Here is a 23434-nt window from a genome sequence, read left to right on the forward strand (position 1 = left end):
TATGCGGATATGTTATTATTGTTCAAATAAAGTGCGTATCCGCTAATTTAAGGTAAAACATGCAAACATTACACGCTGAAGTTGTCGCTATCAGCCCACTCACTGAATTTGTTCACAAAGTAATTTTAAAACCTGTTGAAAGCGTCACCTTTGAAGCTGGCCAATATTTGCAAGTAGTGCTTGGCGAAAAAGACAAGCGCGCGTTTTCAATTGCCAGCCGCCCTTCACAGTCTGATGAGCTAGAACTCCATATTGGCGCATCTGCAGTTGATTCATATGCAATGCAAACTTTAGAGCATCTTCGCCAAGCCCATGCTGAGAAAACTCAGGTGTTGATTGAAGCCGGCTTAGGCATTTCACAGTTGCGTCTCCAATGCGAACGCCCAATTATTTTACTCGCTGGCGGCACTGGGTTTTCATACGCAAAATCTATAGCTGATCATTTAAGTGAAATCGGTTGTGAGCGTCCGGTATTGTTCTATTGGGGTGTGCGTGAAGAGTCAGCCTTGTATGCGCATACTGAAATGCAAACATGGGCCGATAGCCGTGAAAACTTTACCTTTATACCAGTAGTTGAAAACCCAACAGCTAGCTGGACAGGCCACACAGGCTACGTACATAAAGCGGTGATGAACGATATCGTATCGCTTGCCCCATATGATATTTACATGGCAGGGCGTTTTGACATGATAGGTATTGTCCGCGATGATTTCCTAGCACATGGTGCAATTCGCGAAAACATGTACGCCGATGCATTTGCATTTATAAAATAGTATAACCAGAGTAACCAGCTTAATTTTTATCCGTAAGCTGGTTACTGACACTCCCTGACAGCCCGCTATGATTTACTTAGCTCTTCTTAAACAAGGAGAACTATGATGACCACAAATTTAATCGAAGTTGTAAATTTCAAACTAAAGACTGATACAAATTTAGCGCAGTTCCATATCGCTAATAATGATTTTCAGCGTTATATTGATAACCAATCAGGCGTACTTTACCGCTCCCTTGCTAAACAAGCCGATACCCAGCAATATAGTAGTATCATTTATTTTGCTACGGTTGCTGATGCCCAAAAACTGCGTGATACATTTTTTGATAATGCTATTTGCCAACAGTACACTTCTCTCATTACAAAAGAATCGATAAAGCTGGAGCGTTTTGAAGTGCTTAGCCAAACAGCTTGCCAACAAAGCTAACACTGTATTTTTGAAAACAAGGATAACCAATGCACAAATCAGAGCGGCTATTTCAATTAGTAAACATACTTAAGAGTCGCCGCTTTGCGATCACTGCAAACGAACTTGCCAATAAATTACAGGTATCTCAGCGAACAATTTATCGCGATATTCAGCACTTACAGAGCTCGGGCGTGCCCGTTGAAGGTGAGGCAGGCACTGGCTATTTAATTACCGATTACGACCTACCACCGATGATGTTTACTCTTGAGGAGCTACAAGCACTGTTGTTAGGTAGTAAAATGGTCAGCGCTTGGACTGATCCACAGTTAGCGGCGAATGCCCAAGCTGCAATGACTAAAATTAATGCTGTGTTGCCTAACAAGTTAAAGCAACGCGTTGCAGAGCTGCCGTATTTAGTCTCTGCATTTCATCACGATAAAAGCCACCAAACGACCACTTTGATACTTCGTAAAGCCATCACTAATAAAACCTGCATTGAATTTCATTATCTAGATGTTAATCAACGACCAACTCAGCGTATTGTCGACCCTTTAGGACTGGTATATTGGGGCGCAAAGTGGACTCTTATCGCTTATTGTCAGTTGCGCAGTGACTACCGAGAGTTTCGCTTAGATCGTATTCAAAGCATTATTCCACTCGCCAAGGCATTTGATACTAATTCACAAAAAAGCTTAGCGCATTATATGGAGTTAGTGAAAGCCAAATACCAAACTCACTCTGATGGTCTGGCTCATAATTAAATTTAGCTGTGATTGTTGTTACCTATCAGCGCAATCAACATAAACAATTTCACAAACGGCCAATCCTTAACCATACTTTGAATAACTCATTAATTGGGAGAGACCCAAATGTTAAACACCAAAGTAAAAGATTTTATGCAGCGCAAGTTACCGCATATAACCCCTGAAACCGAGATGACCACAGCAATTGCAGAACTACAAAAATTCAAACTACTGGGAGCGCCAGTGTTTGATGATAATAAATGTTTAGTGGGCTTTATTTCTGAGCAAGAACTGCTAAAACCGTTAATGCAAAATAGTTATTTTTGTGACGGTGTGGTTAAGGTTTCACAACTGATGCAAACCGAGGTTGTAACCGTCAACGGCGACACCAACATAATGGAACTTGCAGAGCAAATGAAAACCGGTAAGCCGAAAAACTACCCTGTTGTAGAAGGCACTACGGTCATAGGCATGATAGGCCGTAGTGATATTCTTAAAGCCATGTTTGATAACTACCTAAGCTGCCAACGTGAGCATTAGGCGCATAATTTAATGGCTTGTGCATCGTAACTATCGAGCAGCGACTGCTTGCTTTAGTTGCTGTTTTTCAGCATCACTCAAGTATGCAATATCAAGTGCATTGGCTTGGGCTTTTTCCATATCAGCCTGAGTAAGGCCTGCAGCAGGTCCTGCAACCATGTATTCATGTTCAATTTCGATGCCTTCCACTGCGGGATCATCGGTATTAATACACGCTAAAATACCATGATCTAAGAAGCGCTTCAGTGGATGCACATCTAAACTGGCTACTGTGCTGGTTTGCACGTTACTAGTTAGGCACGATTCAATACCTATGCGTTTATCACGTAGGTAGTCCATTAGCTTGGCATCTTCAATAGCTTTGACACCATGGCCAATACGCTCAGCACCTAGCTCATTGATTGCTTGCCAAATACTGGCAGCTCCCAGAGCTTCACCGGCGTGAATCGTTGCGCTAAGGTAAGCATCACGTACTTGCTTAAAGTGATCGACAAATAACTCGCCCGGAAAGCCAATTTCATCACCAGCTAAGTCCACTGCAACTAAATCATTTTTAAACGCGAGTAAGGCATCTAACTCTTGCTGGCAAACTTTAGTGCCATAAGTACGTGATAATATACCAATCAGGTTAGCTTTAACCGTGCTACTTTGAGTCGCACTTTTAATACCATCAACTACAGCTTCAACCACACCTTGTGGATGTAAGCCTTGGCTTTGTGCCATGTAGTAAGGGCTAAAACGCAGCTCTACATAATCAAGACCTTGTGCTTGCGCATCTTCAATATTTTCGATAGCAATACGCCGACACGCATCGTAATCACCCAATACCGTGACGCCCCAGTCAAGCTTTTGTAAAAAGGCCATTAAGTTAGGCTCAGGATCGATAACTTGCACATGCGGTATTAAGTCTGCAACATTATCAGCAGGCAGCTTAATATTGAACTGACGACCTAAATCAAGAATAGTTTGCGCGCGGACATTACCATCTAAATGGCGATGGATATCTAGCAAAGGGAGTTTTTTATTGATCATAATTAGCACTCAGTTCAGTTAATTTGCGCGGATCATACGCACTTAAATCGGTAATTCAAGTTTAGATCATTTTGTTTGTATTATTGAGGTCATTTGTCAGCCCCGATCGATAAAAGTACTAAAAATTAATCAGTACTCTGTTGTAGGTAATGCCATATGGTTTTAAATAGCTTTTCGGCATCGATTGGTTTTGTTAAATAGCCATCCATACCAGCTGCGAGAGCTTTTTTAACATCATCATCATGAGCATTTGCTGACAGAGCAATAATAGGAAGCTGATGTATAAATAGCTCATCACGAATCACTTTAGTGGCTTGCAAACCATCCATATTAGGCATTTGAATATCCATAAGCACTAAATCATAACGGGTTTCAGAGACCTTCTCAATGGCTTCAAAACCGTCACTGGCAACATCAGCAATACACCCTTTGGTTTTTAATATAGCGGTAGCAACATGTTGGTTTAGCGGATTATCTTCCACCAATAGGATCTTAAATTCAGCAAGCGATAAAGTACTCGTGTCAATCTCAGCAAAGAGAGGCTCTAATTGCTCGGCTTTAGTGAGAGGCGAGATACGTGGTAAGGTAAAAGTGAAAGTTGAACCTTGTCCTTCCTCACTTACTAAACTAATATTTCCTCCCATCAATTCAACCAACTTTTTGCAAATACTTAACCCCAAACCTGTACCGCCGAACTGTCGCGAGGTAGAGCTATCGGCTTGTGCAAATGGTTGAAAAAGTTGCTGTTGAGCTACTTGGCTAATACCAATACCAGTATCACTGACACTAAAGTAAGTGACGTCTTGCTGCTGCCATACTTTGAGTGTGATTGTGCCTGTAGCGGTAAACTTAATCGCATTATTTAATAAATTTAGCAAGACCTGCTTTAAACGTATTGGGTCGCTATCTAGCTGTAGATCTGCGCTGTTATCTAGTTCTAATATTAATTTCAGCGACTTAATGTCAACGTCGAATTGCACCAAATTAACTAATTCATCAATAAGCTGATTTAACTCGATAGGCTCTTGTATTAAATCGAGTTTGCCAGCTTCCATTTTAGAGAAATCGAGTACATCATTTAATACTCGCAGCAACACACTCAGCGCACCATCAGCTTGTTCAATATAATGGCGGGCTTGTTGCCAATCTTGCTGCTGCAACGCTAAATAATGCAGACCTTTAATGCCATTGATCGGAGTACGTACTTCGTGACTCATATTCGCTAAAAACTGGCTTTTGATTTGACTTGCTTCATCTGCTTTTTGTTTTTCTTGACGCAACACTCGTGTTTGTTGAGCAACTTGCTCGCGCACCTGAATATTGGTGCCGGTCACTGAGATTAAAAAAGTGATCAGTAACCAAACAAATAACATCCCTAATATTTGTGCAAACCAGTACATTATCCATGACGTTTGTGTTGTTGGTTCAAATAGCTGAACTTGCCAAATTCGCTGCCCGATAACTAACTGGTATTCACTCAGCAGTTCACTATCGGTGCGAGATGCGCGGTAGATTAGTTGTCGCTGCTGCGCATCAGTCACATCGTAGAAGTGCATACTTATTTGACTACGATGATTAACCTGCAAAGTATCAGCCAAGCGCGCTAAGTTAATAACGCCAACCACAAAGCCCCTAAAATCACCTTGCATATCTAAGTCACCAAAAACCGGAAAGAAAAATAATACCCCAGTATCATCATTGTTGCTTTGTACAAGCTTCATCGGCTCGCTAATAATCAACTCATTCAATGCTTTTGACATCATCATCACATCACGGATTTGCGCATTTGAGGCTAAATCAAAACCTACTACCCCTTCATTACCCAACATCGGATGTACATACTGTACAGGGTAATAACTGTCCCGTTTCGTCACACTCTGCCATTGTTGCTGGGGTGATTGCTCTTTTATATAAAATTCATTAAAGCCTTCTAGACGAATTTGTTGTTGGTATTGAGCAACCGTTGATAAAGGTACATTTGGCACCCATTCTAGGGCAAGTACTTCATTGCTGTAATTAAGTTGAGTTGTAGTAAAACGCTTAAATTCAGCGTAACTGACTTCATCACTACTGGCAAAAAAAGTAGAAAGCAGAGCTAAATGCGCCGATACCTCATCTAATTTATGATTTATTTCCAACCGCACTTCAGCCACTTTTGCTTCTTGCTTTTGAATATCTTTGTCTTTTTTCACACTTGCCGCAGCATAAAAGCTAATACTTATAACGACATAAATAAGGATTGAAGGTAAAATTACTTGTAAGCGATGGCGCATCTGCTCGTAATTAAAAGCCGCCAATATTAACGGTGTAAAAATTAACACCCCAATACTGTCGCCAATCCACCACGCCACAAAGTTATCAAAAGCGGTATGTACCGGTATTATATTATTGGACACCAATAAGCTAGTGCCTATCGCTGCAGCAATCACACAGCAAGCAGGCCCTGCAATGATCAAGCTTTGTACACTGTGTTTTAAAGAGGATAAGTCTAGCGGAGCTTTAATTATTTTAACGATGCAATAGCAGCCTACCCAGGCCTGCAAAACGGCTGCAAAAGATACAGCTAAAGCTTGTAAGAAAACCTGCCAATGCAGAATATCAGCAACACGATCGAGATGAATCATATTGGTGAGTAAAGCACCGAGCAAAACCCCAACTAAGGCGCGTCGCCCGCACAATAAAAACCCTGCAAGGGCAATGCCTGATGGTGGCCACGAAGCCACAGCATAACCATCAATAGCGAGCAGCGAATTACTGAAAAACCCAGTAATAAAATAAGCAAAAGTTAAACCAAACGTCAGAGTAAATATATTTTGCAATGCTCTGGCGCTCCTATTCAGGCCTCAACTAACTGTAATTACAAATAAAGGTCGAGTGCTTTTTGGGGTTGTGCGCTTTTACTATAACTAAGCTGTGCTTGTACTAAATATTCTTTGCTGTTCTCTGTGTTTAACGCTTTATCGAACACCCGAGCAGCAAGCTCATACTCACCATGAGCATTAGCTAAGCATGCAAGTGCCAGTAACAATGCTTGATTATCCGGCTCTTTTTTTAAAGTATCTTGTAAACTCGCCTGTAACTTTAATGCGTCTCCAGGGGCGGACACTTTTAATATATGTGCAAGCTCAATATGCTGCTCTGGTTTTTTCAGCATTTTAAGTAAACTTAATTCAATCTCATTTAAACGCCCAGCTTTTGCCATCGCAGCTAAGTAACAGCTATGCGCTTTTACTTTTACGTTTTTAGATAGTTGCTGATACTTATCGGTTAATTGCGATTCTGGCTGTGCCATAAAGTAGGTGGTTAATAATATCGACCATTGGCTATCTGTTAACGCTTTTTTACTTAGTAAACGCGGCATAAACTGCTCAAGCGCAGTCCATTTTTGCTGTTGCACAAGTACTTCGGCATACAATTTCAGCTCCAGCGCGGTGGCTTTTTTAGCTTCCGCTAACGCTTTTAATTCACTGCTTACTGTGCTGCAATCACCACTGGCTAACCAGAGTTTAGCCGCTTTTAGTTGGTTTTCTGGTGAAATTTGGTCAAGTAATCCAATCGCTTTGCTTGTGTCATTATTTTGTAAAGCCGCTTTAGCTAATAACGCATAGCGCACATCTTGCCAATTATCAGCCACGCTATTGTTCCCCAATGCCAGTTCTAGCTGTTCGCTATCACCACTGATCAGACTCCATACAGCTTGTTCAATCGCCGCTTGTTTACGCTCTTCACTGCGGGCAAAAAAACGATGGCGAGTATTGCTGTATAAAGACAAAATATAACGAATAAGCTTATAAGTTAAATACAAACCCAGCGCGATAACCAAAATGGTCGCGCAAAAAGCAACGATAGACCCTTCAATAGTAGTTTTATTAAACGAAATTAATACATAACCCACTTCACCTATTAACATAGGCGATAAAGCAAGTAATACAGCAACTGCTAAAATAACCAATATTAAGCGGATCATTTTGCCCACTCCTTGATCTGCTCAGTACTTTGCAAAGTGATAGCTGGACTAAAGTTTAACTGCTCTTTGCTCAACTCCTGCAGCGCTTTAAGCGTACTTTTAGTTAGTGCTTCATCATGTTGGAAATAATCTTTTACTAATACTTCGGCTTGACTCAGAGCAGTAAAATAAATACTGGCTTGTTTAGTCAAAAGCGCATCTTGAGCTTGCGATAAATATAAACTTAATCGCTGTTGGATCAAATGACGCTCGTACTCTGTCAATAAAGGTTCAATAGCGATATCTTCACGTTGGCGAATTTTAATAAAGTTATCTTTAAATTGCTGCCACGAATTAGCTAAATTTTGCTGCCAATCACTAACGTTTTCGCTCAATACATGTTGCTCTTTTTGATCTACTTCTTGTGGTAATGCCACCGCATTGAAAACGAGCTTATCTACTTGCCCAAGTACACCGTGCAGCTTTAAATAAATTGCTTCTATTGCAACCGGCTCAACAGTGCTAAGCGCTTGCAAATCTTGATATATTGCTTGGCGAATAGCGCCAGTTCCTGGATGCTCTGCTAATAACGTATCTAATCGAGTTAATACTGCCGCCGCTCCATTATAATCATGCTCAGCCCACAGTTTAAACTCAGCCATACGCTGCAAACTAGTCACCTCTTGTGGATTAAGACTATATGTTTGTTGCTCTGCACGCTGCAAGGCGGCTGCTAATTGTTTTGCCGTGTTATCTGCATTTTCAGCTAAGCTAGCAGCAACTTTTTGCTCACTATTAAACAGCGCTTGTTGCAAGGTTTGCTGCGCAACTTTCACTGCTTGCAGCTCTTTACCGAGTAATTGGTTGTCAGCTGATAACTGATTAACTAACAGATTTGCTTGCTGTTGTGTATGAAGTTTTTGGTAAAACTGAAAACCAACACCAGAGGCCACAATCAACGAGATAAGTAATGCTAAGCTGCCAGTTTTACTTATTTTTTGTTTGTTTTTTTGGTTCGTTTCTTGTCTCATAGCAAAGTCTTTTTTTGTTGCCGAAGCAGAGTCTGCAACCTTAGCATTCGCCTTGGTTGAACTGCTTGGCGTTGCTTTAGGGTCAGCAAGCTGTGATGTTGGCTTTGTATCTTCACTCATAATGTTACCTTCGCTAATACAAGTAAACATAGCGCTATCGCTTGCACCTGCAGCAATGTGTATATTTGCCGAGTCAATCTGTTGCGCCGCAAGGTATTCACTAATGCGAGCACTGGCAACATAAAACTGGCACTGTCTGATCCACTCTAATTGTTTTGCGCCCAGTTCACGAAAAATCGCATCAACTGCCGCATTACTTGTTATGACTATACCTTTAACATCAAGGCTTTGCCAGTGGTCTAGCCAGTCAGTTGCATTACCTTCTACAGGGCCTCGTTGATAAACCACTAAATTATTTAAAAATGCCCCACGTTGCTTTAAGTTTTTTGCAATCGTTGCTCGGCCATCTTTACCTTTGACCAACACTATATTTAGACCATCAACTTGCTGTAATGATTTTAAAGCCAGTAATCCTTCAGAATCATGCAGTTTAGGCACGGCTGCTCGTACGCCAAATGCCTGCCAAATGGCTTCTGCCGTTTGTTCACCTACGGCATAAAATTGCGCTTTAGTATTGATATCGGGTTTAAGTGCCAACAATGCTTTGACAGCATCTTGGGAGATAAAAATAATTTTATCTGCATTCAGTAAAGGGGTCAGTTGAGTATTATCTGGGGTTAAGTAATCAATTTTCAAAACCGGAAATAAAGTCGCCTGATAACCCCCTTGCGACAGTTGCTCTGCAAGGTCGGCGCCTTTTCCATGTGGGCGAGTTATCAGGATCTGTGACATTTATGCGTCTCTATATACTTCAGCTAAAATTTTATCTGCGCCTAAAGCAAGTAACTGTTCAGCCAGTTGCACACCAAGCTGTTCAGCATCAATTGCTTTACCACTGATCTCAGCGCGTAAAATTTCGCTGCCATCAATTGCGCCCACTAAACCACGTAAATGTACTTGCTCGCCATCAACTAAAGCATAAGCGCCAATTGGCACTTGGCAACCACCTTCTAAACGGCGATTCATTGCACGTTCGGCATTAACACGAATACGTGTCTCGTTATGCTCAAGTGGTGCGAGTAACGCTTGGGTAACCTCGTCATCAATACGACATTCAATACCTACAGCGCCCTGACCATTCGCTGGTAACGATTCTTCTGGTTCAATAAATGCTTTAATACGGTCATGCATCTGTAAACGAATTAAGCCAGCAGCAGCTAAAATAATCGCATCATATTGGCCATCATCAAGCTTAGCTAGGCGAGTATTGACGTTACCGCGTAAATCACGAATTTCTAAATCAGGACGCAGTTCACGAATTTGACACTGACGACGCAAACTCGATGTACCAACAATAGCACCTTGTGGTAGCTGTGCAATGTTGGCAAAGGTATTTGACACAAATGCATCGCGTGGATCTTCACGTTCACAAATTGTATGCAGTGCTAACCCTTCAGGAAAATCAACAGGTACATCTTTCATTGAATGCACAGCGATATCTGCACGGCCATCTAACATGGCCTGCTCAAGCTCTTTAACAAATAGTCCTTTGCCACCGATTTTTGCAAGTGGTGTATCAAGAATAATATCTCCTTGCGTCGACATTGGTACTAGCTCAACAGTAATGCCGGCATGGAAATGCTCTAGCTGTGCCTTTACAAATTCAGCCTGCCACAGTGCTAATGCACTTTTACGCGTAGCGATACGAATAAGTTGAGGTTTTTTTGTCACGTTTTCAGTCATAAAAGGAGTCCAATTAATTTTCTTTGCTGAGCCTAAAGGTGAATAAACACTTACTCAGCTAAAATGCGAAATTCTTTTTGTGCCAATAAATGGCCCTGTTCGTCAACAACATCAACACGCCAGTTGCCAACTTGTTCAGGTAAAATAGTTTTATTAGAGTAAGTGCGATACCGAGGAGACGTTACACCAAGCTCAATACTATCTAGCACTTCATTTTCATAGCGCCAAACATGCTTGACCGTCTGCCCTTGCATATTTTTAAGCTCACTAAAAAATGCCATTGTTTCAGTAAATTCATTTAAACGCACATCCGCTTTAAAAACATTAACGGGTTCACGATCAACCACTTCACGGGTCAATACTGCGCGGCTTACTTTGTCGGTATCAATTTTTGCACCAAGAGCAACGCTGGCAATATGTGCGGATGTAGCAAAACTATCTGGTTGCTCCGCACTAACGTCACTCTCTACTGGCTCATTATTGGTATTCGTAGCAACAATAGTATTAGCTGCAAGTGCTTGGCTTTGTTCGGGCTGATTACTATCAACAATTTGCTGCTCTGGGCTATCAGTTATCATCGCCATTTCTAGCGATTCACTTTTATCATCCACTACACTAGCATCATTACCATCATCAGCATTAATATCAGTGAGCGTCGACGCTTCGCTGACTACCTCAAACTCTGTATTGTCTGCTACCGTTGTTGAAGATGCTAAAGGCGCGTCTTCTTCGCTTGTCTGTGCAACAGACTCGGCGGGGCTATCAAGGGGTTGTTGTTGATCATTTTGCTCAGCATTAACGGAGCTCAACAGGCTATAAGTAAAAATAACTAACGCAAATATCATCAGTAGCGTAACGGTAACAATGCGCTGCCAATGCCATTGATAGGTTACCTCAGGCGCGATAGGTGCAGCCTCTCGACTCATACTTGCAGTGATCACTATTTTTTGTTTCATTTTAGCCTCGGCTACTCAACACTATTTAACTTAAGCGCGCGATCAACCAGTGGCGAATAGCCATTAGTTCTTCCCCGCAGAGCTGATGGCCCATTGGGTAATCTTGCCAACTTACATCCATGTTATGCGTTGTAAGTATGTCAAACGCATGACGACCTGCATCATAAGGTACTACTTGATCTTGGCTACCATGAGCCATAAATACCGACAAATCTGTATGTTTAGCTTCAGCCGTTAACTTATCTGGCACGCACATATAAGTCGAAAGCGCCATTACACCTGCCAGTTTCTGAGTTAAACGCGGTGCTAAATGTAGCGCAATAACGCCACCTTGAGAAAAACCAGCCAATATTATTTTATCTGCAGGAATACCTTTACCAAGCTCTTGCTCAATCAACTGCTCAACCTTCGCCGCTGATTCGCGTACCCCAGTTTCATCAGCACGCTTGTCTAGATCCATAGATTTAATATCATACCAAGAACGCATTGCCATACCACCATTTATGGTGACCGGTTGTACCGGAGCATGCGGGAACACAAACCGCACACCTAATTCATCAGGCAATGCAAGTTGCGATGCGACAGGTAAAAATCCATCGCCTGAATCGCCTAAACCATGTAACCAAATAATCGTTGCTTGATGCTGGCCTTTTGCCGCGTATTCTACAAACTCTAAACTCATAGTGCTGATTGCCATTCTACCGTTTGGCCAGCTTGACGCGTTGTTGCTTCATTCATAAACTGCCAAAATTCTGCGCCCGAGCGATTATCAATCCACTTATCGCCACGCAATTCAAAATGGTGACCATTAAACTTAGTCGCAACCCATACTTGATGCAAAGGAGCTTGCTTATTAATCACAATTTTACTGCGATCAGCAAAAATAATCTCCAAAATACCTTGTGCAGATTCATAGTCTAAGTCAGCTTCACAGTCATCCACTTGTTCTTCAATGGTAAACATAAGAGCTTCGGCTAATTGGTGGTATTCATGATCAGTCATTATTGTTTCCTTTTACGGGCATTTAGCCAGATATTCGGTACGAATTGCATGCAGCTAGTGTAACAGGAATAAATTCATCCGCGAATAGCTGCATTTTTTAGATATTCTGTTAATCTGCGATTATAAAGCCAGCAACACGATTAATCTAATGAAAGAGATGCATCTTAAACAATTAAAACGACTTTCCCCACTTGGTGTACTACTCATCACTTTAGCTGGCTGCGGACAAAGCGGGCCACTGTATTTGCCAGAAGATAAAGCCGAGCCAAATAAACCACAACAAGTAACAACTCCAGTTACGCAAACACAGTCATCAACAATTGAATCGAAACAGGACCAATAATGGACTTTTTTGACTATAAAAATAATCAGCTGCATGCTGAAGACATCGCTGTCAAGGAGCTCGCCGCACAATACGGTACGCCTTGTTATATATATTCTCGCAAAACCTTTGAGCGTCATTACCTTGCCTTTGCACAGGCCGCGACCAATCATAAAAACTTAGTTTGCTATGCTGTAAAAGCCAATTCAAACATTGCTGTTTTAAATGTGCTGACACGCTTGGGCTCAGGTTTTGATATTGTTTCTAAAGGTGAGCTTGCCCGCGTCATTGCGGCCGGAGGCGACGCTAGTAAAGTGGTTTTTTCAGGGGTTGCCAAAACAGCAGACGAGATTGCCTACGCACTCAAGCTCGGGATTAAATGTTTTAATGTTGAGTCTGTCTCAGAGCTAGATCGTATTTCCCACGTTGCCAGTGAACTTAATTTAGTCGCGCCAATTTCAATTCGTGTAAACCCTGATATCGATGCGAAAACCCATCCGTATATTTCAACGGGTTTAAAAGAAAATAAATTCGGTATCGATATTCTTACTGCAACAAGTGTTTATCAGTATGCTGCGTCATTGCCTGGCCTAAAAATCACCGGGGTTGATTGTCACATTGGCTCACAGCTGACTGAAATCAAACCATTTCTCGAAGCACTAGACAAAGTACTGGCTCTAATTGACGATTTAAAAGCCAACGGTATTGAACTCAGCCACTTAGATATTGGCGGCGGTTTAGGCGTACCATACAATGGCGAAGCGCCACCGCATCCAAGTGAATATGTGGCACATATCACCGATCGTTTAACTGATTATCAACACTTAGAGCTTATTTTTGAACCGGGCCGTGCGATTGCTGCCAATGCGGGTATTTTGGTTACAAAAGTTGAGTTTATAAAACAAAACCAAGATAAGTTTTTTGCAATCGTTGATGCCGGTATGAACGATATGTTGCGCCCTGCTTTATATCAAGCATGGCAAAAAATTGTGCCGGTAACACCGCGTAATGACGACACACCCACATACAACTTTGATATTGTCGGTCCGGTGTGTGAAACCGGTGACTTTTTAGGTAAAGATCGCCTGTTAGCCTTACAACAAGGTGATTTACTTGCCCAGCGCAGCGCTGGTGCCTACGGCTTTACCATGAGCTCAAATTATAACTCACGGCCACGTGTGGCAGAGATCATGGTCGATGGCGAGCAGAGTCATTTGATCCGCGCGCGTGAAACTCTGGAAAGTCTATGGCAAGGCGAGAAAATTTTACCATAAACTTTTTGTAACGAGGCTGCTCTGTGGCATGATTAGCGCAGAGCAACCCGAATTAGAGCGCTATGTTAGTTAATTTTTCCAAAATGCACGGCCTAGGCAACGATTTTGTTGTAATTGATAACATTACACAAAACGTTTTCTTGTCACGAGACCAAATAAAAAAACTGGCAGATCGCCATTTCGGCATCGGCTTTGACCAACTATTAATGGTTGAAGCGCCTTATTCTCCCGATCTTGATTTCCATTATCGTATTTTTAATGCTGACGGTAACGAAGTAGAACAATGCGGCAATGGTGCTCGGTGTTTTGCCCGTTTTGTACGGATGAAAGGCCTTACTAATAAACATAAAGTCACCGTATCTACCAAATCAGGTAATTTAACCTTATACATAGAAAAAGATGGCCAAGTCACCGTCAACATGGGTCACCCTAATTTCGAACCGAGCAAAATTCCACTCAAAGCGACTAAGCGTGAACTGACTTATATTATTCGAGCAGAAGAACACACCGTATTTAGTGGTGCAGTATCAATGGGTAACCCACATTGTGTACTTGAAGTTGATGATATAGAGACAGCTGACGTCAGCACTTTAGGCCCGCTACTTGAAAATCATGAACGTTTTCCACAGCGCGTTAACGTGGGCTTTATGCAAGTGATTAATTCTGAGCATATTAAATTGCGAGTTTGGGAACGTGGCGTTAACGAAACGCTCGCCTGCGGTACAGGCGCATGTGCAGCAATGGTAATTGGCCAAATTCAAAGTAAATTATCCACTACAGTACAGGTCGATTTACCGGGCGGTAGTTTGCAAATTCGCTGGCAAGGTGAAGGCCATCCAGTGCGAATGACCGGCCCTGCAGAGCATGTATTTGATGGGCAGGTCGCTTTATGAGTAACTCAAACGACAAAGTAACTAGTGAGCAAGTGAGTGAGTTTTTACAACAAAACCCATTGTTTTTAGCTCAAAATCCAGCACTATTAGCCCAACTTGAGCTGCAGCAAGCGCAAGGCGCAACCTCATTAGTGCACATTCAACAGCGTCAATTGCGTGAACACAACACCATGTTGAAAAGCAAAATTGACAGCTTAATTAAGCACGCAAAAGAAAATGAGCTAATTTATGGCTTGTTCAGCGAGTGTCATCGCCAGCTTTGGACTAACTACGACTTTAAAACTTTAGCAATAAACTTACGCAATATTATTTGTACTAATCCGGCGATTAATGAATGCCACTTGCTTAAGTATGATAAAAAGTTTGCGCAACTAATTGAACACCGCTTAGAGCATAATGGCGTTTATCTGGGTCGCGTAAATCAGCAAGAGCGAGATTTACTGTTCAGCCCTGCTACACAATCAACTGCGCTCTATTTAATTGGTAACAGTCAGCACCCTATCGCTATTTTGGCCTTTGGCAGTGATGATGCAAACCACTTCGAACCGGCAAAAGATAGTTTATTTGTACTTGAGTTTGTTCGCTCACTGCAACTTAGACTGTTGGAATTGGAACTAGAGCAGGCATGAGCGAGCAGCAGCCGCCAAATGTTGAGCAATTATGTGACAAACTAAGCGATAAGTGGCGCACGCCAATCCTATTATTTAGTGATTATCTGCGCTTCGAAAGACAATACTCACCACACACTATCAGCCAGTACACCAGCCAACTTAACTTCGCTGCATTGTATTTCAGCAAACTGTGTAATGATTGGTCAAGCGTACAGGGTGAGCATATACGCCGTTACAGCATGCAACTTAGAAGCAAGCAACTAAGTGGCCGTACGATTAGTTTAAAGCTCAGCTGCATTCGCAGTTTGTATAAGTTTTTAAAAACCAAAGATATCAGTCAACAAAACCATTATCATAATCCGGCAGAAGCAATCAAAGGCCCCAAGTTTGCCAAACCCCTGCCTAAAAACCTTGATGTAGACCAAATGGCACGGTTACTTGATATTCACGATGATGATCCTCTTGCAGTTCGCGATCAGGCGATGATGGAGCTGATGTATTCATCTGGCTTACGCATTAGTGAGTTAGTTGGTGCCAATATACAAGATATAAATCGCAGTGCGGGGGAAATATTAGTCCGCGGTAAGGGCAACAAAGAACGCCTGTTACCAGTGGGAGGCAAGGCGCTAGAATCATTAAATAAATGGCTTAAACTACGCCCTCAATTTGCTCATCCAGAAGAAATTGCAGTATTTGTCAGTAGCAAAAAGTGCCGTATTTCAGCACGTCACGTTCGGCTTCGCATGCAAGAGTGGGGAATAAAACAAGGTATTAGCAGCCAAGTACACCCACATAAATTACGCCATTCATTTGCATCACATATTTTAGAATCATCGGGTGACTTGCGAGCAGTACAAGAGTTATTGGGTCACAGCAGTTTATCGGCCACCCAAGTGTATACCCATTTAGATTTTCAGCATTTAGCTAAAGTGTATGACAACACGCACCCTCGCGCTAAAAAACGTTCAAATACCGACTAGCCAGGAGCTTATATGATCCGCTTTAATCGTGCCATTTCACCTTTTACCGTATTGAGTTTTGACTTAGACGACACCTTATACAATAACCATCCGATAATTACAGCAGCCGTTCAAGCACAGATAAATTATCTAAATGCATTGCCAAACTGGCAAGCACAAGGTAAAGACTATTGGCAACAATGCCGTGAGCAGGCGCTACTTGATAACCCCGAGTTAGTCGACAATGTTACGCAGTGGCGCAAAAGCACTCTGCGTACAGCACTGGCAAAGCTCGGTTATCAAAACGCAGAGCTCGAACACCATGCTAATAATGCTTATCAAGCATTTGCTGATGCCCGCAGCCAAATTGTGGTGGATGATAAAGTGCTCGATTTACTTTCACAACTGAGTAAACGCTATCGCTTAATTGCTATTACCAATGGTAATGTAGAAATTGAACGTTTTAACTTAAATGGTGTATTTGAACTGGTTTTACAAGCAGGTATTCACGGTAAAGCTAAACCTCATACCACGATGTTTGAACAGGCCGCCGCAGCGCTTGGCGTACCAACCCGACATATTTTGCACATCGGCGATAGTTTAGACACCGATGTACAAGGTGCGCATAATGCGGGTTGTCAGTCACTTTGGTTAAATGACCAACCAGCTAAATATGCCTACAAAGGCTTAGCCGATATTGAAATAACTGATATTCAAGCGCTTAAACACTTTTTAAGCCAGCCATAATATTCTAGGAGCGAGCAATGAAAGGGACTGCTGTTACTAAATTTATCACGCTGCTGCTACTGCTATCAGTGGCACTTAATGGCTATTTATTGTGGCCACAACAGCAAGCAACAGCCCCACAAGCAGCCGTTAAATTGTCGCCATCAGTTATCGTTGAAAACAATCAGCAATCACTCTATCAGCAAGCTCTACAGCAATTTAATCAGCGACAGTTTACGGCTGCCTTAGCCAGCTACCAAGCATTAACTACAAGCCAGCCATTACAAGCTGAACAACTTTACTTTTTATGGTTAGATAAACTCGATAACTGGTTAAAAAATAATGAGCTCACAGCTGCTGAGACTTTTTTGCAATTATTTTTAAATAGCTATCCATACGATATACATATGTTGCAGCTTGATGCCGAACGTTTAGTGAAAAACCAGCAGCTACACCAAGCTATTGTTGCGTTATTCTCATTGCAATCACTTGCCAATGAAAGCCAGCAAGCAGCCATTAATATGCGTTTAATACAATTGACCATGGCACAAATAAAAACGCTTACAGAGCAGCACGCGTGGCAAAAAACCATTAATCAAACCTTAGTGTGGCTTGATTATGATAACGAAAATCCTAATTACTTATTCGCACTCGCTAATGCATATTACCATCTCGGTGACCTGCTAAGCGCGCAAGCAACATTAGATCGCTTTCCTTTGGAGCATCCATTACAAGCGAAAGTTGCTGAATTACAAACACGCATAGCACAAGCGCAAAGCGGTATTGATCTGGTGCCATTACGTCCATACGGCGCACACTATTTATTAGATATGCAAATCAACGATGCGCTCAACACCCAACTAATGATAGATACCGGGGCAAGCTTTACCGTATTACCAAATAACGTATTTCAAGCATTACGGCCAATACCCGACTATATTGATAGCTTAAGCATCAATACCGCCAACGGCCAAGTAATCGCAAAACGTTACCAACTTGATTCAATTTTAATTGGCCAGCAATATATTGAAAACTTTGAAGTGTTAGTAATTGATAACCATAGTGGGTATGGATTACTCGGCATGAATTTTTTACAGTTGTTTAAATTTAATATTAATCAACAAACTAATCAGCTAGAGTTAGCTAAATAAGGATGACTATGACACTCAACGATTTTTTAAGCCGTCTGGCTAATGAGCCACACACCATTGCATTTGCCGATACGATGGCAGTGATTGAAGCAAACTATACTTTTACAGCCTGCGCATTCAATAACCACGGCTTAAAAAGTGCCGTTGGTGAAAATAATGGCTCATGTAAAATTTTTGCTTTTGCTAAACTAAACCAACTAAGTAAACAAAATACTCTAGATTGCTTTGGCGCGTTTTATCGTGATGATGTACTTGGCAATCCTAATGAGCACGATCACATGAACATTCGCACATTTATGTTAGCACCAGAAGTAACCCCCTTCTTGGGCATTACTTTTGATGGCGAACCATTAACAGCTAACTAAGTGATTTTTCCATAAAGTAGCGGGTGCCAGAGCGAGGATAATTATCGAGTTGATATTTAACTTCATAACCACGATGTTCATAAAATGGTTTAGCTTGAAAATCTAAAGTATCAAGCTGAACTTGCAGCGCACCTAACTGCTTACCCTTTAATTCGATCGCGCTAAGTAACGTACTAGCTAGGCCTTGACCGCGTGCTTTTTCATCACACCAAAGCCAATTTATTTGCAACCAGTTACCAAATAATTGAGCAGCTACAGCCGCCACCACTTGCTGATTTTCATCAACAAATTTACACCCCAATGGCAGTCTTTGTGCATCAAAGTGAGCTTGATTATAAGCAACTATTTGCTCACGCAATAACTGTTCTAATACCTGTGAATCATCATTTTCAAACTGATACATGGTCGCTTTTTACCAAGTTAAAAGGTCAGTTTAAATGACTAGCAAGTTAATATAAATGATTTTTACCGTAAGGCACCTCAAGCATATTACTGCCCACTTTTTCACTCTGGCCACACATTTCATCGTATGCACTGGTATGACGCAATACCATTTGCGCATAACTAAGGTGGTCGAGTCGTTTTTGAATATGCAATGGACTTAAGCCACGAATAAACTCCCCTTGCTCATCCGTTACATAATACTCAACATTGTTGATCATCACCGACACTTGGTATAAAGCCATTTCCAATGAGTGAACAATAACTTTTTGCAAAGGCTGATGGTTTTTAAGTTCTGATAATTTTATCGCCATGGTGAAACCCTTTTTACAGTGGATTAAGTTATCTGTACGTTGCTTTGATATACTTTGATCAATTTAAACCGAAGCGACTTAATTTATGAGCGAGAAAACTCGTCTAGCTAAATACCTTGCCCATGCTGGCGTTTGTTCTCGTAAACAAGCCTCGCGGCTGATTGATGAAGGTGTGGTGAGCGTAAATAACCGCCCAGCCAATCATATTGATCACGTTGATGATAACGACGATATACGCGTCAATAACACGCGTGTACAAGGTAAAGCAACGCGCGTTTATTATGCCTATCACAAACCGGTAGGAATTGATTGTAAACTCAATCAACATGACCCTAGCAGCTTAATTCACCATCTACCAACAGACACCCGCGTATACCCCATTGGCAGGCTAGATAAAGATTCTCGTGGTCTGTTAATACTGACTAATGATGGTGAGTTTTGTAATCAGCTGATCCATCCTGACTTCCACCAGCCAAAACGTTATTTAGTCACTGTTGATAAACCGCTTAATGATGGCTTTAGCCAAAAAATGGCAAATGGTGTGCCTGTTGATAAACATATCACACTGCCATGCACCGTGGAGAAAGTAGCCGACTGCCAATTTAGTATTATTTTAAAGCAAGGGCTGAATCGCCAAATCCGAAAAATGGCCCATTACTGTGGCTATAAAGTGATTGACCTTTACCGAGAACAAATTGCCGAGCTTAATTTGGCCACCCTAAGCCTGCCAGAAAATACCTATCGTAAAATAAATAAATCTGACATTTTAAAAAACTAATTATTTTTATATAAAATAGTTGCAAAGTTTGATTACAGGTGTAATCTTAAGTTAAAGATTACACCTGTAGGCAATATATATATGATTGAATTATCAAAAGCAGAATTTGAAGTGCTCGATGCACTTTGGCTGAACTACCCTGCTACAGCAAGCCAAATTATCGAGCGTTTAAGCGATGATAAACAATGGCACGAAAAAACCATTAAAACCTTACTCGGTCGATTAGTAAAAAAAGGCGCACTCAGCTTTGAAAAAGATGGCCGCCAGTATATTTACACTCCTTGCATGGAACGCGCTGAATACACGCTAAAAGAAAGTCAAAATTTTATTGAGCGTTTTTTTAGTGGCCGTATCGCGCCGTTAGTCAGCGGTTTTGCTAAATCTGAGCAACTTTCTCAACAAGACATCAACGAACTTAAAAAGGTGATTGATGACTGGGAAAAACAGCAAAAGTAAGGGCTTAATATGTTAGAAAACACCTTTAACTGGCTTCTTGAGCAGCAACTATTAATCAGCTTACTGATACTCAGTTTGCTGGTTTTAGAACGCTATTCACTAAAATGGCTCAATGCTAACTTTGTCTATAAGTTATGGCTAATGTTACCAATCACATTACTGCTAGCAAATATGCCAGAGCATTTTAAGCCGCTGCCAAACAACGTTATTAGCACTATGCTGATCAGCCCCAAGCAAGGTTTTTCAACAACGATTAGTATTAGTTGGGTACTAGTTTATAGCGCTATATTTAGCATACTGGCGTTAACTGCCATCGTGGTACACCTGCGGTTTATCAACCAATTACGATTAACCAATCTTGATGATAAAGTGCTGATTGACGCACATCCCGACATGCAACTATTACAAAGTAGCGCCGTTAGTACACCAATGGTTATAGGGCTATTCAGTAATCAGCTAGTCCTACCAACCGCCTATACACAACACATTGATAGCACTGCGTTAACGCTGATCATTGAACATGAAAAAGTACATATAAAACGCGCCGATAATTTATTTAATGCGCTGGCATTAATGGCCACATTGCTGATTTGGTTTAATCCACTGGCTTGGCTTGGCTACATGAGCTTTAGACGCTTGCAAGAGCTGTCGTGCGACGAAAAAGTACTGACCAATAAAACTACTCAACAACGCATTTTATACAGTAAAGCTCTGATCAACTGTGCAGCAAATAGCCGTGCAGGGTTAATAGCTTACTCACACTATGGAGATAAAAACACGATGTTACAACGACTCAATCAAATCAAACACACCGGCAATAGCTCAATGATTGCCAAAGGCGCTTTACTTATTTTTGCAGCGGGTATGATCAGCAGCTTTGCTATCGCAAAACAACCTGAAGCAATAAGTAAGGTGCAAGCTATTTCACCCATCATGCGTATTGAGCCTATTTACCCGATACAGGCAGCTGAACAAGGTATCAGCGGTTCAGTAGTATTAAAATACGATATTAGCCCAGCCGGAAAGACACAAAATGTGTCGGTTGTGAATGCCAAACCTGAAAGAGTATTCGATAAAGAGGCAAAAAAAGCGCTAATGCAATGGCAATATAAGCCTTCAAATTCAGGCTTTAAAGATGTATTGGTACAGTTAGACTTTGCAATTGACAGTAATTACAAATCAGAACAACTGATTGAAAAGGTGACTGTTGCGGCTAAGTAAATTTTAACAACCAAAGACCCTAAAGCAAGCGCCTTATTGAAGCCGCTTGCTTTAGCGTTTTAAAAAACAAAGCTTATACCAATCGACTTAAATATTTAACCATTCTAGCGAGCTAAATAAATGGTCAGTAACTTAACACGATTGGTATTACAAGCACACAACAATCATAGCGACTGCAGCAGCTAAACCAACCAGCCATGATAAAGAACGCAGTACGTCTAAATTTAGATAGTAAAAAGCACAATATAGAACGCGGGCAATAATATGAGTAATGGCTAATAGCTCAGTAACTTGGTGAACATTATTGGTGCCCAGCACGGTGGCTAACGCTACAGCAAACACGGCCAATGATTCAAAACAATTTTGATGTGCTGCCAGCGCCCTTGCGCCAAATCCGGTGAGCTTAGACTGTTGCTCTCTTGGCTGCTTATTATCGTAGCCATCGAGCTTGTTCATTGCAAATGCCACGGGGGCCTTGGCAAAGTAAGGCATCAGTACAGCAAGTAGTGCGCAAATAAGTAATATCGTCATCGTTACTCCTAATCATAGTTTTCATTAACTTAGCACAGCTAAACTGATCGCGTAATTGACTTGAGTAATAAAAAAGCCGCAATGACTTATATGAAATAAATACAAGGCATTGCGACTAACAATAACATCGCGATAACTATAGCCCAAAAAGTTGGATTTGCAGCTGTGGCATATTGTCGCAGCAAAGATATTTTCATTTTATGGAATCTTAGTTCGCTTTAGAGCCCTGGCACTGGTAACTTATCCGCCTCTGTGAATTGCTGTTTTTTCATTATGACTTGGATCTTTTTAACTATTTTAGCCGCTTTTATGCAGTCGTGGCGCAACGCTTTACAAAGTAAACTAAGTGCGCATGTGAGTGTTGCAGGCGTCACCTTAGCGCGCTTTATACTTGCAAGCCCACTTGCTTTGGCATACCTCATTTCATTATATCTCTATCAAGATGCTCCCTTGCCCACCTTCAACCTAGCTTTTATTAGCTACATTGTCGGCGCGAGCATAGTGCAAATTATTGCAACAGGATTAATGGTGACGTTATTTAAAATGAATAACTTTGCTGTTGGTGCTGGTCTTGCAAAAAGTGAAGCTCTCGTTGCGGCTATACTAGGAGTATTATTTTTTGGCGCGACGCTATCTTTATTAGGCTGGCTTGGCGTGTTTATTGGCTCAATTGCAGTATTACTATTAAGTGGAATTGCTAACATTAAGCACTTTAGCTTAAAAACAGCCTTACTAGGCTTGGCCTGTGGGACAGCATTTGCACTTTCCTCATCATGGATACGCGAAGCAAGCCTAAACTCAGGTCTGTCGTTTCCTTATTCCGCAGCATGGGTTTTACTGCTTATTATCAGCCTGCAAACTATCATGCTATGTGGTTATATTACAGTAAGGGAACGCTCAACATTTCGCGCTATGTGGAACCATAAAAAAACCACCAGTGCGGTGAGTTTTTTTAGCTGCATAGGCTCGATTGGTTGGTTTAGTGCGATGAGTTTACAGCATGTTGCCTATGTCAAAACCTTAGGGCAAGTAGAAGTATTTTTTACAATCTTGATCTCAGTTTTATGGCTCAAGCAGCCTTTAAAACGTCAAGATACCGCAGGGCTGGTGTTAATTGCTATAGCCGCAGTATTAGTCATGTTACCTTCGATATAAACA

The 23434-nt window shown here is 41.5% G+C and carries 27 protein-coding genes; 16 read left to right on the forward strand and 11 right to left on the reverse strand.

Going from position 1 to position 23434, the window contains the following annotated elements; all coding sequences use genetic code 11:
• The first annotated feature begins 59 nt into the window (after positions 1-59).
• The 4 genes from fre to FW757_RS06110 all read left to right on the forward strand — a co-directional run bounded on the left by fre (position 60) and on the right by FW757_RS06110 (position 2464).
• Complete coding sequence (gene fre / locus FW757_RS06095) at positions 60-773, forward strand: NAD(P)H-flavin reductase (RefSeq protein WP_182739433.1); 714 nt, start codon at positions 60-62, stop codon at positions 771-773.
• A 102-nt stretch (positions 774-875) separates the two neighbouring features.
• The gene (locus FW757_RS06100) at positions 876-1199 is read left to right on the forward strand and encodes a hypothetical protein (protein WP_259398450.1); all 324 of its coding nucleotides are present in this window, start codon (positions 876-878) and stop codon (positions 1197-1199) included.
• 29 nt (positions 1200-1228) lie between these two features.
• The gene (locus FW757_RS06105) at positions 1229-1942 is read left to right on the forward strand and encodes a helix-turn-helix transcriptional regulator (protein WP_145239926.1); all 714 of its coding nucleotides are present in this window, start codon (positions 1229-1231) and stop codon (positions 1940-1942) included.
• Positions 1943-2050: 108 nt separating this feature from the next.
• Positions 2051-2464: a CBS domain-containing protein gene (locus FW757_RS06110; protein WP_149982176.1), complete on the forward strand. Its 414-nt coding sequence runs from the start codon at positions 2051-2053 to the stop codon at positions 2462-2464.
• A gap of 30 nt (positions 2465-2494) precedes the next feature.
• Here FW757_RS06110 and add read toward each other — a convergent pair whose 3' ends face one another.
• The 8 genes from add to cyaY form a co-directional block, all read right to left on the reverse strand.
• Positions 2495-3496, reverse strand: coding sequence for an adenosine deaminase (gene add, locus FW757_RS06115; protein ID WP_182767392.1), 1002 nt, complete (start codon positions 3494-3496; stop codon positions 2495-2497).
• A 125-nt stretch (positions 3497-3621) separates the two neighbouring features.
• Positions 3622-6315 (reverse strand): CHASE domain-containing protein, encoded by a 2694-nt coding sequence (locus FW757_RS06120; RefSeq protein ID WP_446440989.1) that lies wholly within the window; start codon positions 6313-6315, stop codon positions 3622-3624.
• 38 nt (positions 6316-6353) lie between these two features.
• Positions 6354-7463, reverse strand: a complete 1110-nt coding sequence (locus tag FW757_RS06125) for a heme biosynthesis HemY N-terminal domain-containing protein (RefSeq protein WP_182717471.1) — start codon at positions 7461-7463, stop codon at positions 6354-6356.
• On the reverse strand, positions 7460-9325 hold the full coding sequence (locus FW757_RS06130) for a uroporphyrinogen-III C-methyltransferase (RefSeq protein WP_446440990.1): 1866 nt from the start codon (positions 9323-9325) through the stop codon (positions 7460-7462). Before FW757_RS06130 ends, FW757_RS06125 begins: the two co-directional genes overlap by 4 nt.
• Positions 9326-10264 (reverse strand): hydroxymethylbilane synthase, encoded by a 939-nt coding sequence (gene hemC, locus FW757_RS06135; protein WP_149982317.1) that lies wholly within the window; start codon positions 10262-10264, stop codon positions 9326-9328. It abuts the gene before it with no gap.
• 62 nt (positions 10265-10326) lie between these two features.
• On the reverse strand, positions 10327-11232 hold the full coding sequence (locus FW757_RS06140; protein ID WP_404699523.1) for a DUF2914 domain-containing protein: 906 nt from the start codon (positions 11230-11232) through the stop codon (positions 10327-10329).
• A 25-nt stretch (positions 11233-11257) separates the two neighbouring features.
• Positions 11258-11914: an alpha/beta hydrolase gene (locus FW757_RS06145; protein ID WP_149982182.1), complete on the reverse strand. Its 657-nt coding sequence runs from the start codon at positions 11912-11914 to the stop codon at positions 11258-11260.
• The gene (gene cyaY, locus FW757_RS06150) at positions 11911-12234 is read right to left on the reverse strand and encodes an iron donor protein CyaY (protein WP_145239944.1); all 324 of its coding nucleotides are present in this window, start codon (positions 12232-12234) and stop codon (positions 11911-11913) included. Before cyaY ends, FW757_RS06145 begins: the two co-directional genes overlap by 4 nt.
• A 148-nt stretch (positions 12235-12382) precedes the next feature.
• Here cyaY and lptM point away from each other — a divergent pair, with 148 nt between their 5' ends.
• The 8 genes from lptM (at position 12383) to FW757_RS06190 (ending at position 18535) form a co-directional block, all read left to right on the forward strand.
• Positions 12383-12577, forward strand: coding sequence for an LPS translocon maturation chaperone LptM (gene lptM / locus FW757_RS06155; RefSeq protein ID WP_145239946.1), 195 nt, complete (start codon positions 12383-12385; stop codon positions 12575-12577).
• Complete coding sequence (gene lysA, locus FW757_RS06160) at positions 12577-13830, forward strand: diaminopimelate decarboxylase (protein WP_446440991.1); 1254 nt, start codon at positions 12577-12579, stop codon at positions 13828-13830. The genes lptM and lysA overlap by 1 nt, the downstream gene beginning before the upstream one ends.
• Positions 13831-13892: 62 nt before the next feature.
• The gene (gene dapF, locus FW757_RS06165; RefSeq protein ID WP_145239950.1) at positions 13893-14723 is read left to right on the forward strand and encodes a diaminopimelate epimerase; all 831 of its coding nucleotides are present in this window, start codon (positions 13893-13895) and stop codon (positions 14721-14723) included.
• On the forward strand, positions 14720-15352 hold the full coding sequence (locus FW757_RS06170) for a DUF484 family protein (RefSeq protein ID WP_145239952.1): 633 nt from the start codon (positions 14720-14722) through the stop codon (positions 15350-15352). Before dapF ends, FW757_RS06170 begins: the two co-directional genes overlap by 4 nt.
• Positions 15349-16314, forward strand: coding sequence for a tyrosine recombinase XerC (locus FW757_RS06175; protein WP_182717476.1), 966 nt, complete (start codon positions 15349-15351; stop codon positions 16312-16314). Before FW757_RS06170 ends, FW757_RS06175 begins: the two co-directional genes overlap by 4 nt.
• A 12-nt stretch (positions 16315-16326) precedes the next feature.
• Positions 16327-17040, forward strand: coding sequence for an HAD-IA family hydrolase (locus tag FW757_RS06180; protein ID WP_182739437.1), 714 nt, complete (start codon positions 16327-16329; stop codon positions 17038-17040).
• A gap of 17 nt (positions 17041-17057) precedes the next feature.
• Positions 17058-18170 carry a retroviral-like aspartic protease family protein gene (locus tag FW757_RS06185; RefSeq protein WP_182760958.1) on the forward strand — a complete coding sequence of 371 codons (1113 nt, stop codon included), beginning with the start codon at positions 17058-17060 and terminating at the stop codon, positions 18168-18170.
• Between the two features lie 8 nt (positions 18171-18178).
• A complete protein-coding gene (locus tag FW757_RS06190) occupies positions 18179-18535 on the forward strand; it encodes a HopJ type III effector protein (protein WP_145239960.1) in 357 nt (118 codons plus the stop codon).
• On the opposite strand, the gene FW757_RS06195 is transcribed toward FW757_RS06190, so the two are convergent.
• Together FW757_RS06195 and FW757_RS06200 are read right to left on the reverse strand one after the other, a co-directional pair.
• Positions 18528-18938: a GNAT family N-acetyltransferase gene (locus tag FW757_RS06195; RefSeq protein WP_182739439.1), complete on the reverse strand. Its 411-nt coding sequence runs from the start codon at positions 18936-18938 to the stop codon at positions 18528-18530. The genes FW757_RS06190 and FW757_RS06195 overlap by 8 nt on opposite strands.
• A gap of 46 nt (positions 18939-18984) precedes the next feature.
• Positions 18985-19290, reverse strand: a complete 306-nt coding sequence (locus FW757_RS06200) for a DUF6482 family protein (protein WP_145239964.1) — start codon at positions 19288-19290, stop codon at positions 18985-18987.
• A gap of 85 nt (positions 19291-19375) precedes the next feature.
• Between FW757_RS06200 and FW757_RS06205 the strand changes: the two genes are divergently transcribed.
• The 3 genes from FW757_RS06205 (at position 19376) to FW757_RS06215 (ending at position 21745) form a co-directional block, all read left to right on the forward strand.
• Positions 19376-20068, forward strand: a complete 693-nt coding sequence (locus tag FW757_RS06205; RefSeq protein WP_145239966.1) for a pseudouridine synthase — start codon at positions 19376-19378, stop codon at positions 20066-20068.
• An 81-nt stretch (positions 20069-20149) separates the two neighbouring features.
• Positions 20150-20524, forward strand: a complete 375-nt coding sequence (locus FW757_RS06210) for a BlaI/MecI/CopY family transcriptional regulator (protein WP_145239968.1) — start codon at positions 20150-20152, stop codon at positions 20522-20524.
• A 9-nt stretch (positions 20525-20533) separates the two neighbouring features.
• Positions 20534-21745 (forward strand): M56 family metallopeptidase, encoded by a 1212-nt coding sequence (locus FW757_RS06215; protein WP_182717479.1) that lies wholly within the window; start codon positions 20534-20536, stop codon positions 21743-21745.
• A 147-nt stretch (positions 21746-21892) separates the two neighbouring features.
• Here the strand turns inward: FW757_RS06215 and FW757_RS06220 are convergent, their stop codons facing one another.
• Entirely contained in the window at positions 21893-22276 is a 384-nt protein-coding gene (locus FW757_RS06220; protein ID WP_145239972.1) for an MAPEG family protein, read from the reverse strand.
• 273 nt (positions 22277-22549) lie between these two features.
• Here FW757_RS06220 and FW757_RS06225 point away from each other — a divergent pair, with 273 nt between their 5' ends.
• Positions 22550-23431, forward strand: coding sequence for a DMT family transporter (locus FW757_RS06225; RefSeq protein ID WP_145239974.1), 882 nt, complete (start codon positions 22550-22552; stop codon positions 23429-23431).
• The last annotated feature ends 3 nt before the right edge of the window (positions 23432-23434 follow it).

The sequence above is a fragment of the Pseudoalteromonas sp. 1181_04 genome (genome assembly GCF_052850545.1).

What these genes read in the sequence shown, in the direction of transcription:
- FW757_RS06215 (WP_182717479.1), top strand. Translation starts at nt 20,534, where the DNA reads ATGTTAGAAAACACCTTTAACTGGCTTCTTGAGCAGCAACTATTAATC.
- FW757_RS06185 (WP_182760958.1), top strand. Translation starts at nt 17,058, where the DNA reads ATGAAAGGGACTGCTGTTACTAAATTTATCACGCTGCTGCTACTGCTA.
- FW757_RS06175 (WP_182717476.1), top strand. Translation starts at nt 15,349, where the DNA reads ATGAGCGAGCAGCAGCCGCCAAATGTTGAGCAATTATGTGACAAACTA.
- cyaY (WP_145239944.1), bottom strand. Translation starts at nt 12,234, where the DNA reads ATGACTGATCATGAATACCACCAATTAGCCGAAGCTCTTATGTTTACC.
- FW757_RS06180 (WP_182739437.1), top strand. Translation starts at nt 16,327, where the DNA reads ATGATCCGCTTTAATCGTGCCATTTCACCTTTTACCGTATTGAGTTTT.
- FW757_RS06210 (WP_145239968.1), top strand. Translation starts at nt 20,150, where the DNA reads ATGATTGAATTATCAAAAGCAGAATTTGAAGTGCTCGATGCACTTTGG.
- FW757_RS06145 (WP_149982182.1), bottom strand. Translation starts at nt 11,914, where the DNA reads ATGAGTTTAGAGTTTGTAGAATACGCGGCAAAAGGCCAGCATCAAGCA.
- FW757_RS06105 (WP_145239926.1), top strand. Translation starts at nt 1,229, where the DNA reads ATGCACAAATCAGAGCGGCTATTTCAATTAGTAAACATACTTAAGAGT.
- FW757_RS06220 (WP_145239972.1), bottom strand. Translation starts at nt 22,276, where the DNA reads ATGACGATATTACTTATTTGCGCACTACTTGCTGTACTGATGCCTTAC.
- FW757_RS06200 (WP_145239964.1), bottom strand. Translation starts at nt 19,290, where the DNA reads ATGGCGATAAAATTATCAGAACTTAAAAACCATCAGCCTTTGCAAAAA.
- FW757_RS06190 (WP_145239960.1), top strand. Translation starts at nt 18,179, where the DNA reads ATGACACTCAACGATTTTTTAAGCCGTCTGGCTAATGAGCCACACACC.
- FW757_RS06195 (WP_182739439.1), bottom strand. Translation starts at nt 18,938, where the DNA reads ATGTATCAGTTTGAAAATGATGATTCACAGGTATTAGAACAGTTATTG.
- FW757_RS06100 (WP_259398450.1), top strand. Translation starts at nt 876, where the DNA reads ATGATGACCACAAATTTAATCGAAGTTGTAAATTTCAAACTAAAGACT.
- FW757_RS06140 (WP_404699523.1), bottom strand. Translation starts at nt 11,232, where the DNA reads ATGAAACAAAAAATAGTGATCACTGCAAGTATGAGTCGAGAGGCTGCA.
- FW757_RS06125 (WP_182717471.1), bottom strand. Translation starts at nt 7,463, where the DNA reads ATGATCCGCTTAATATTGGTTATTTTAGCAGTTGCTGTATTACTTGCT.
- add (WP_182767392.1), bottom strand. Translation starts at nt 3,496, where the DNA reads ATGATCAATAAAAAACTCCCTTTGCTAGATATCCATCGCCATTTAGAT.
- FW757_RS06110 (WP_149982176.1), top strand. Translation starts at nt 2,051, where the DNA reads ATGTTAAACACCAAAGTAAAAGATTTTATGCAGCGCAAGTTACCGCAT.
- FW757_RS06225 (WP_145239974.1), top strand. Translation starts at nt 22,550, where the DNA reads ATGACTTGGATCTTTTTAACTATTTTAGCCGCTTTTATGCAGTCGTGG.
- dapF (WP_145239950.1), top strand. Translation starts at nt 13,893, where the DNA reads ATGTTAGTTAATTTTTCCAAAATGCACGGCCTAGGCAACGATTTTGTT.
- FW757_RS06170 (WP_145239952.1), top strand. Translation starts at nt 14,720, where the DNA reads ATGAGTAACTCAAACGACAAAGTAACTAGTGAGCAAGTGAGTGAGTTT.
- fre (WP_182739433.1), top strand. Translation starts at nt 60, where the DNA reads ATGCAAACATTACACGCTGAAGTTGTCGCTATCAGCCCACTCACTGAA.
- FW757_RS06130 (WP_446440990.1), bottom strand. Translation starts at nt 9,325, where the DNA reads ATGTCACAGATCCTGATAACTCGCCCACATGGAAAAGGCGCCGACCTT.
- FW757_RS06205 (WP_145239966.1), top strand. Translation starts at nt 19,376, where the DNA reads ATGAGCGAGAAAACTCGTCTAGCTAAATACCTTGCCCATGCTGGCGTT.
- lysA (WP_446440991.1), top strand. Translation starts at nt 12,577, where the DNA reads ATGGACTTTTTTGACTATAAAAATAATCAGCTGCATGCTGAAGACATC.
- lptM (WP_145239946.1), top strand. Translation starts at nt 12,383, where the DNA reads ATGAAAGAGATGCATCTTAAACAATTAAAACGACTTTCCCCACTTGGT.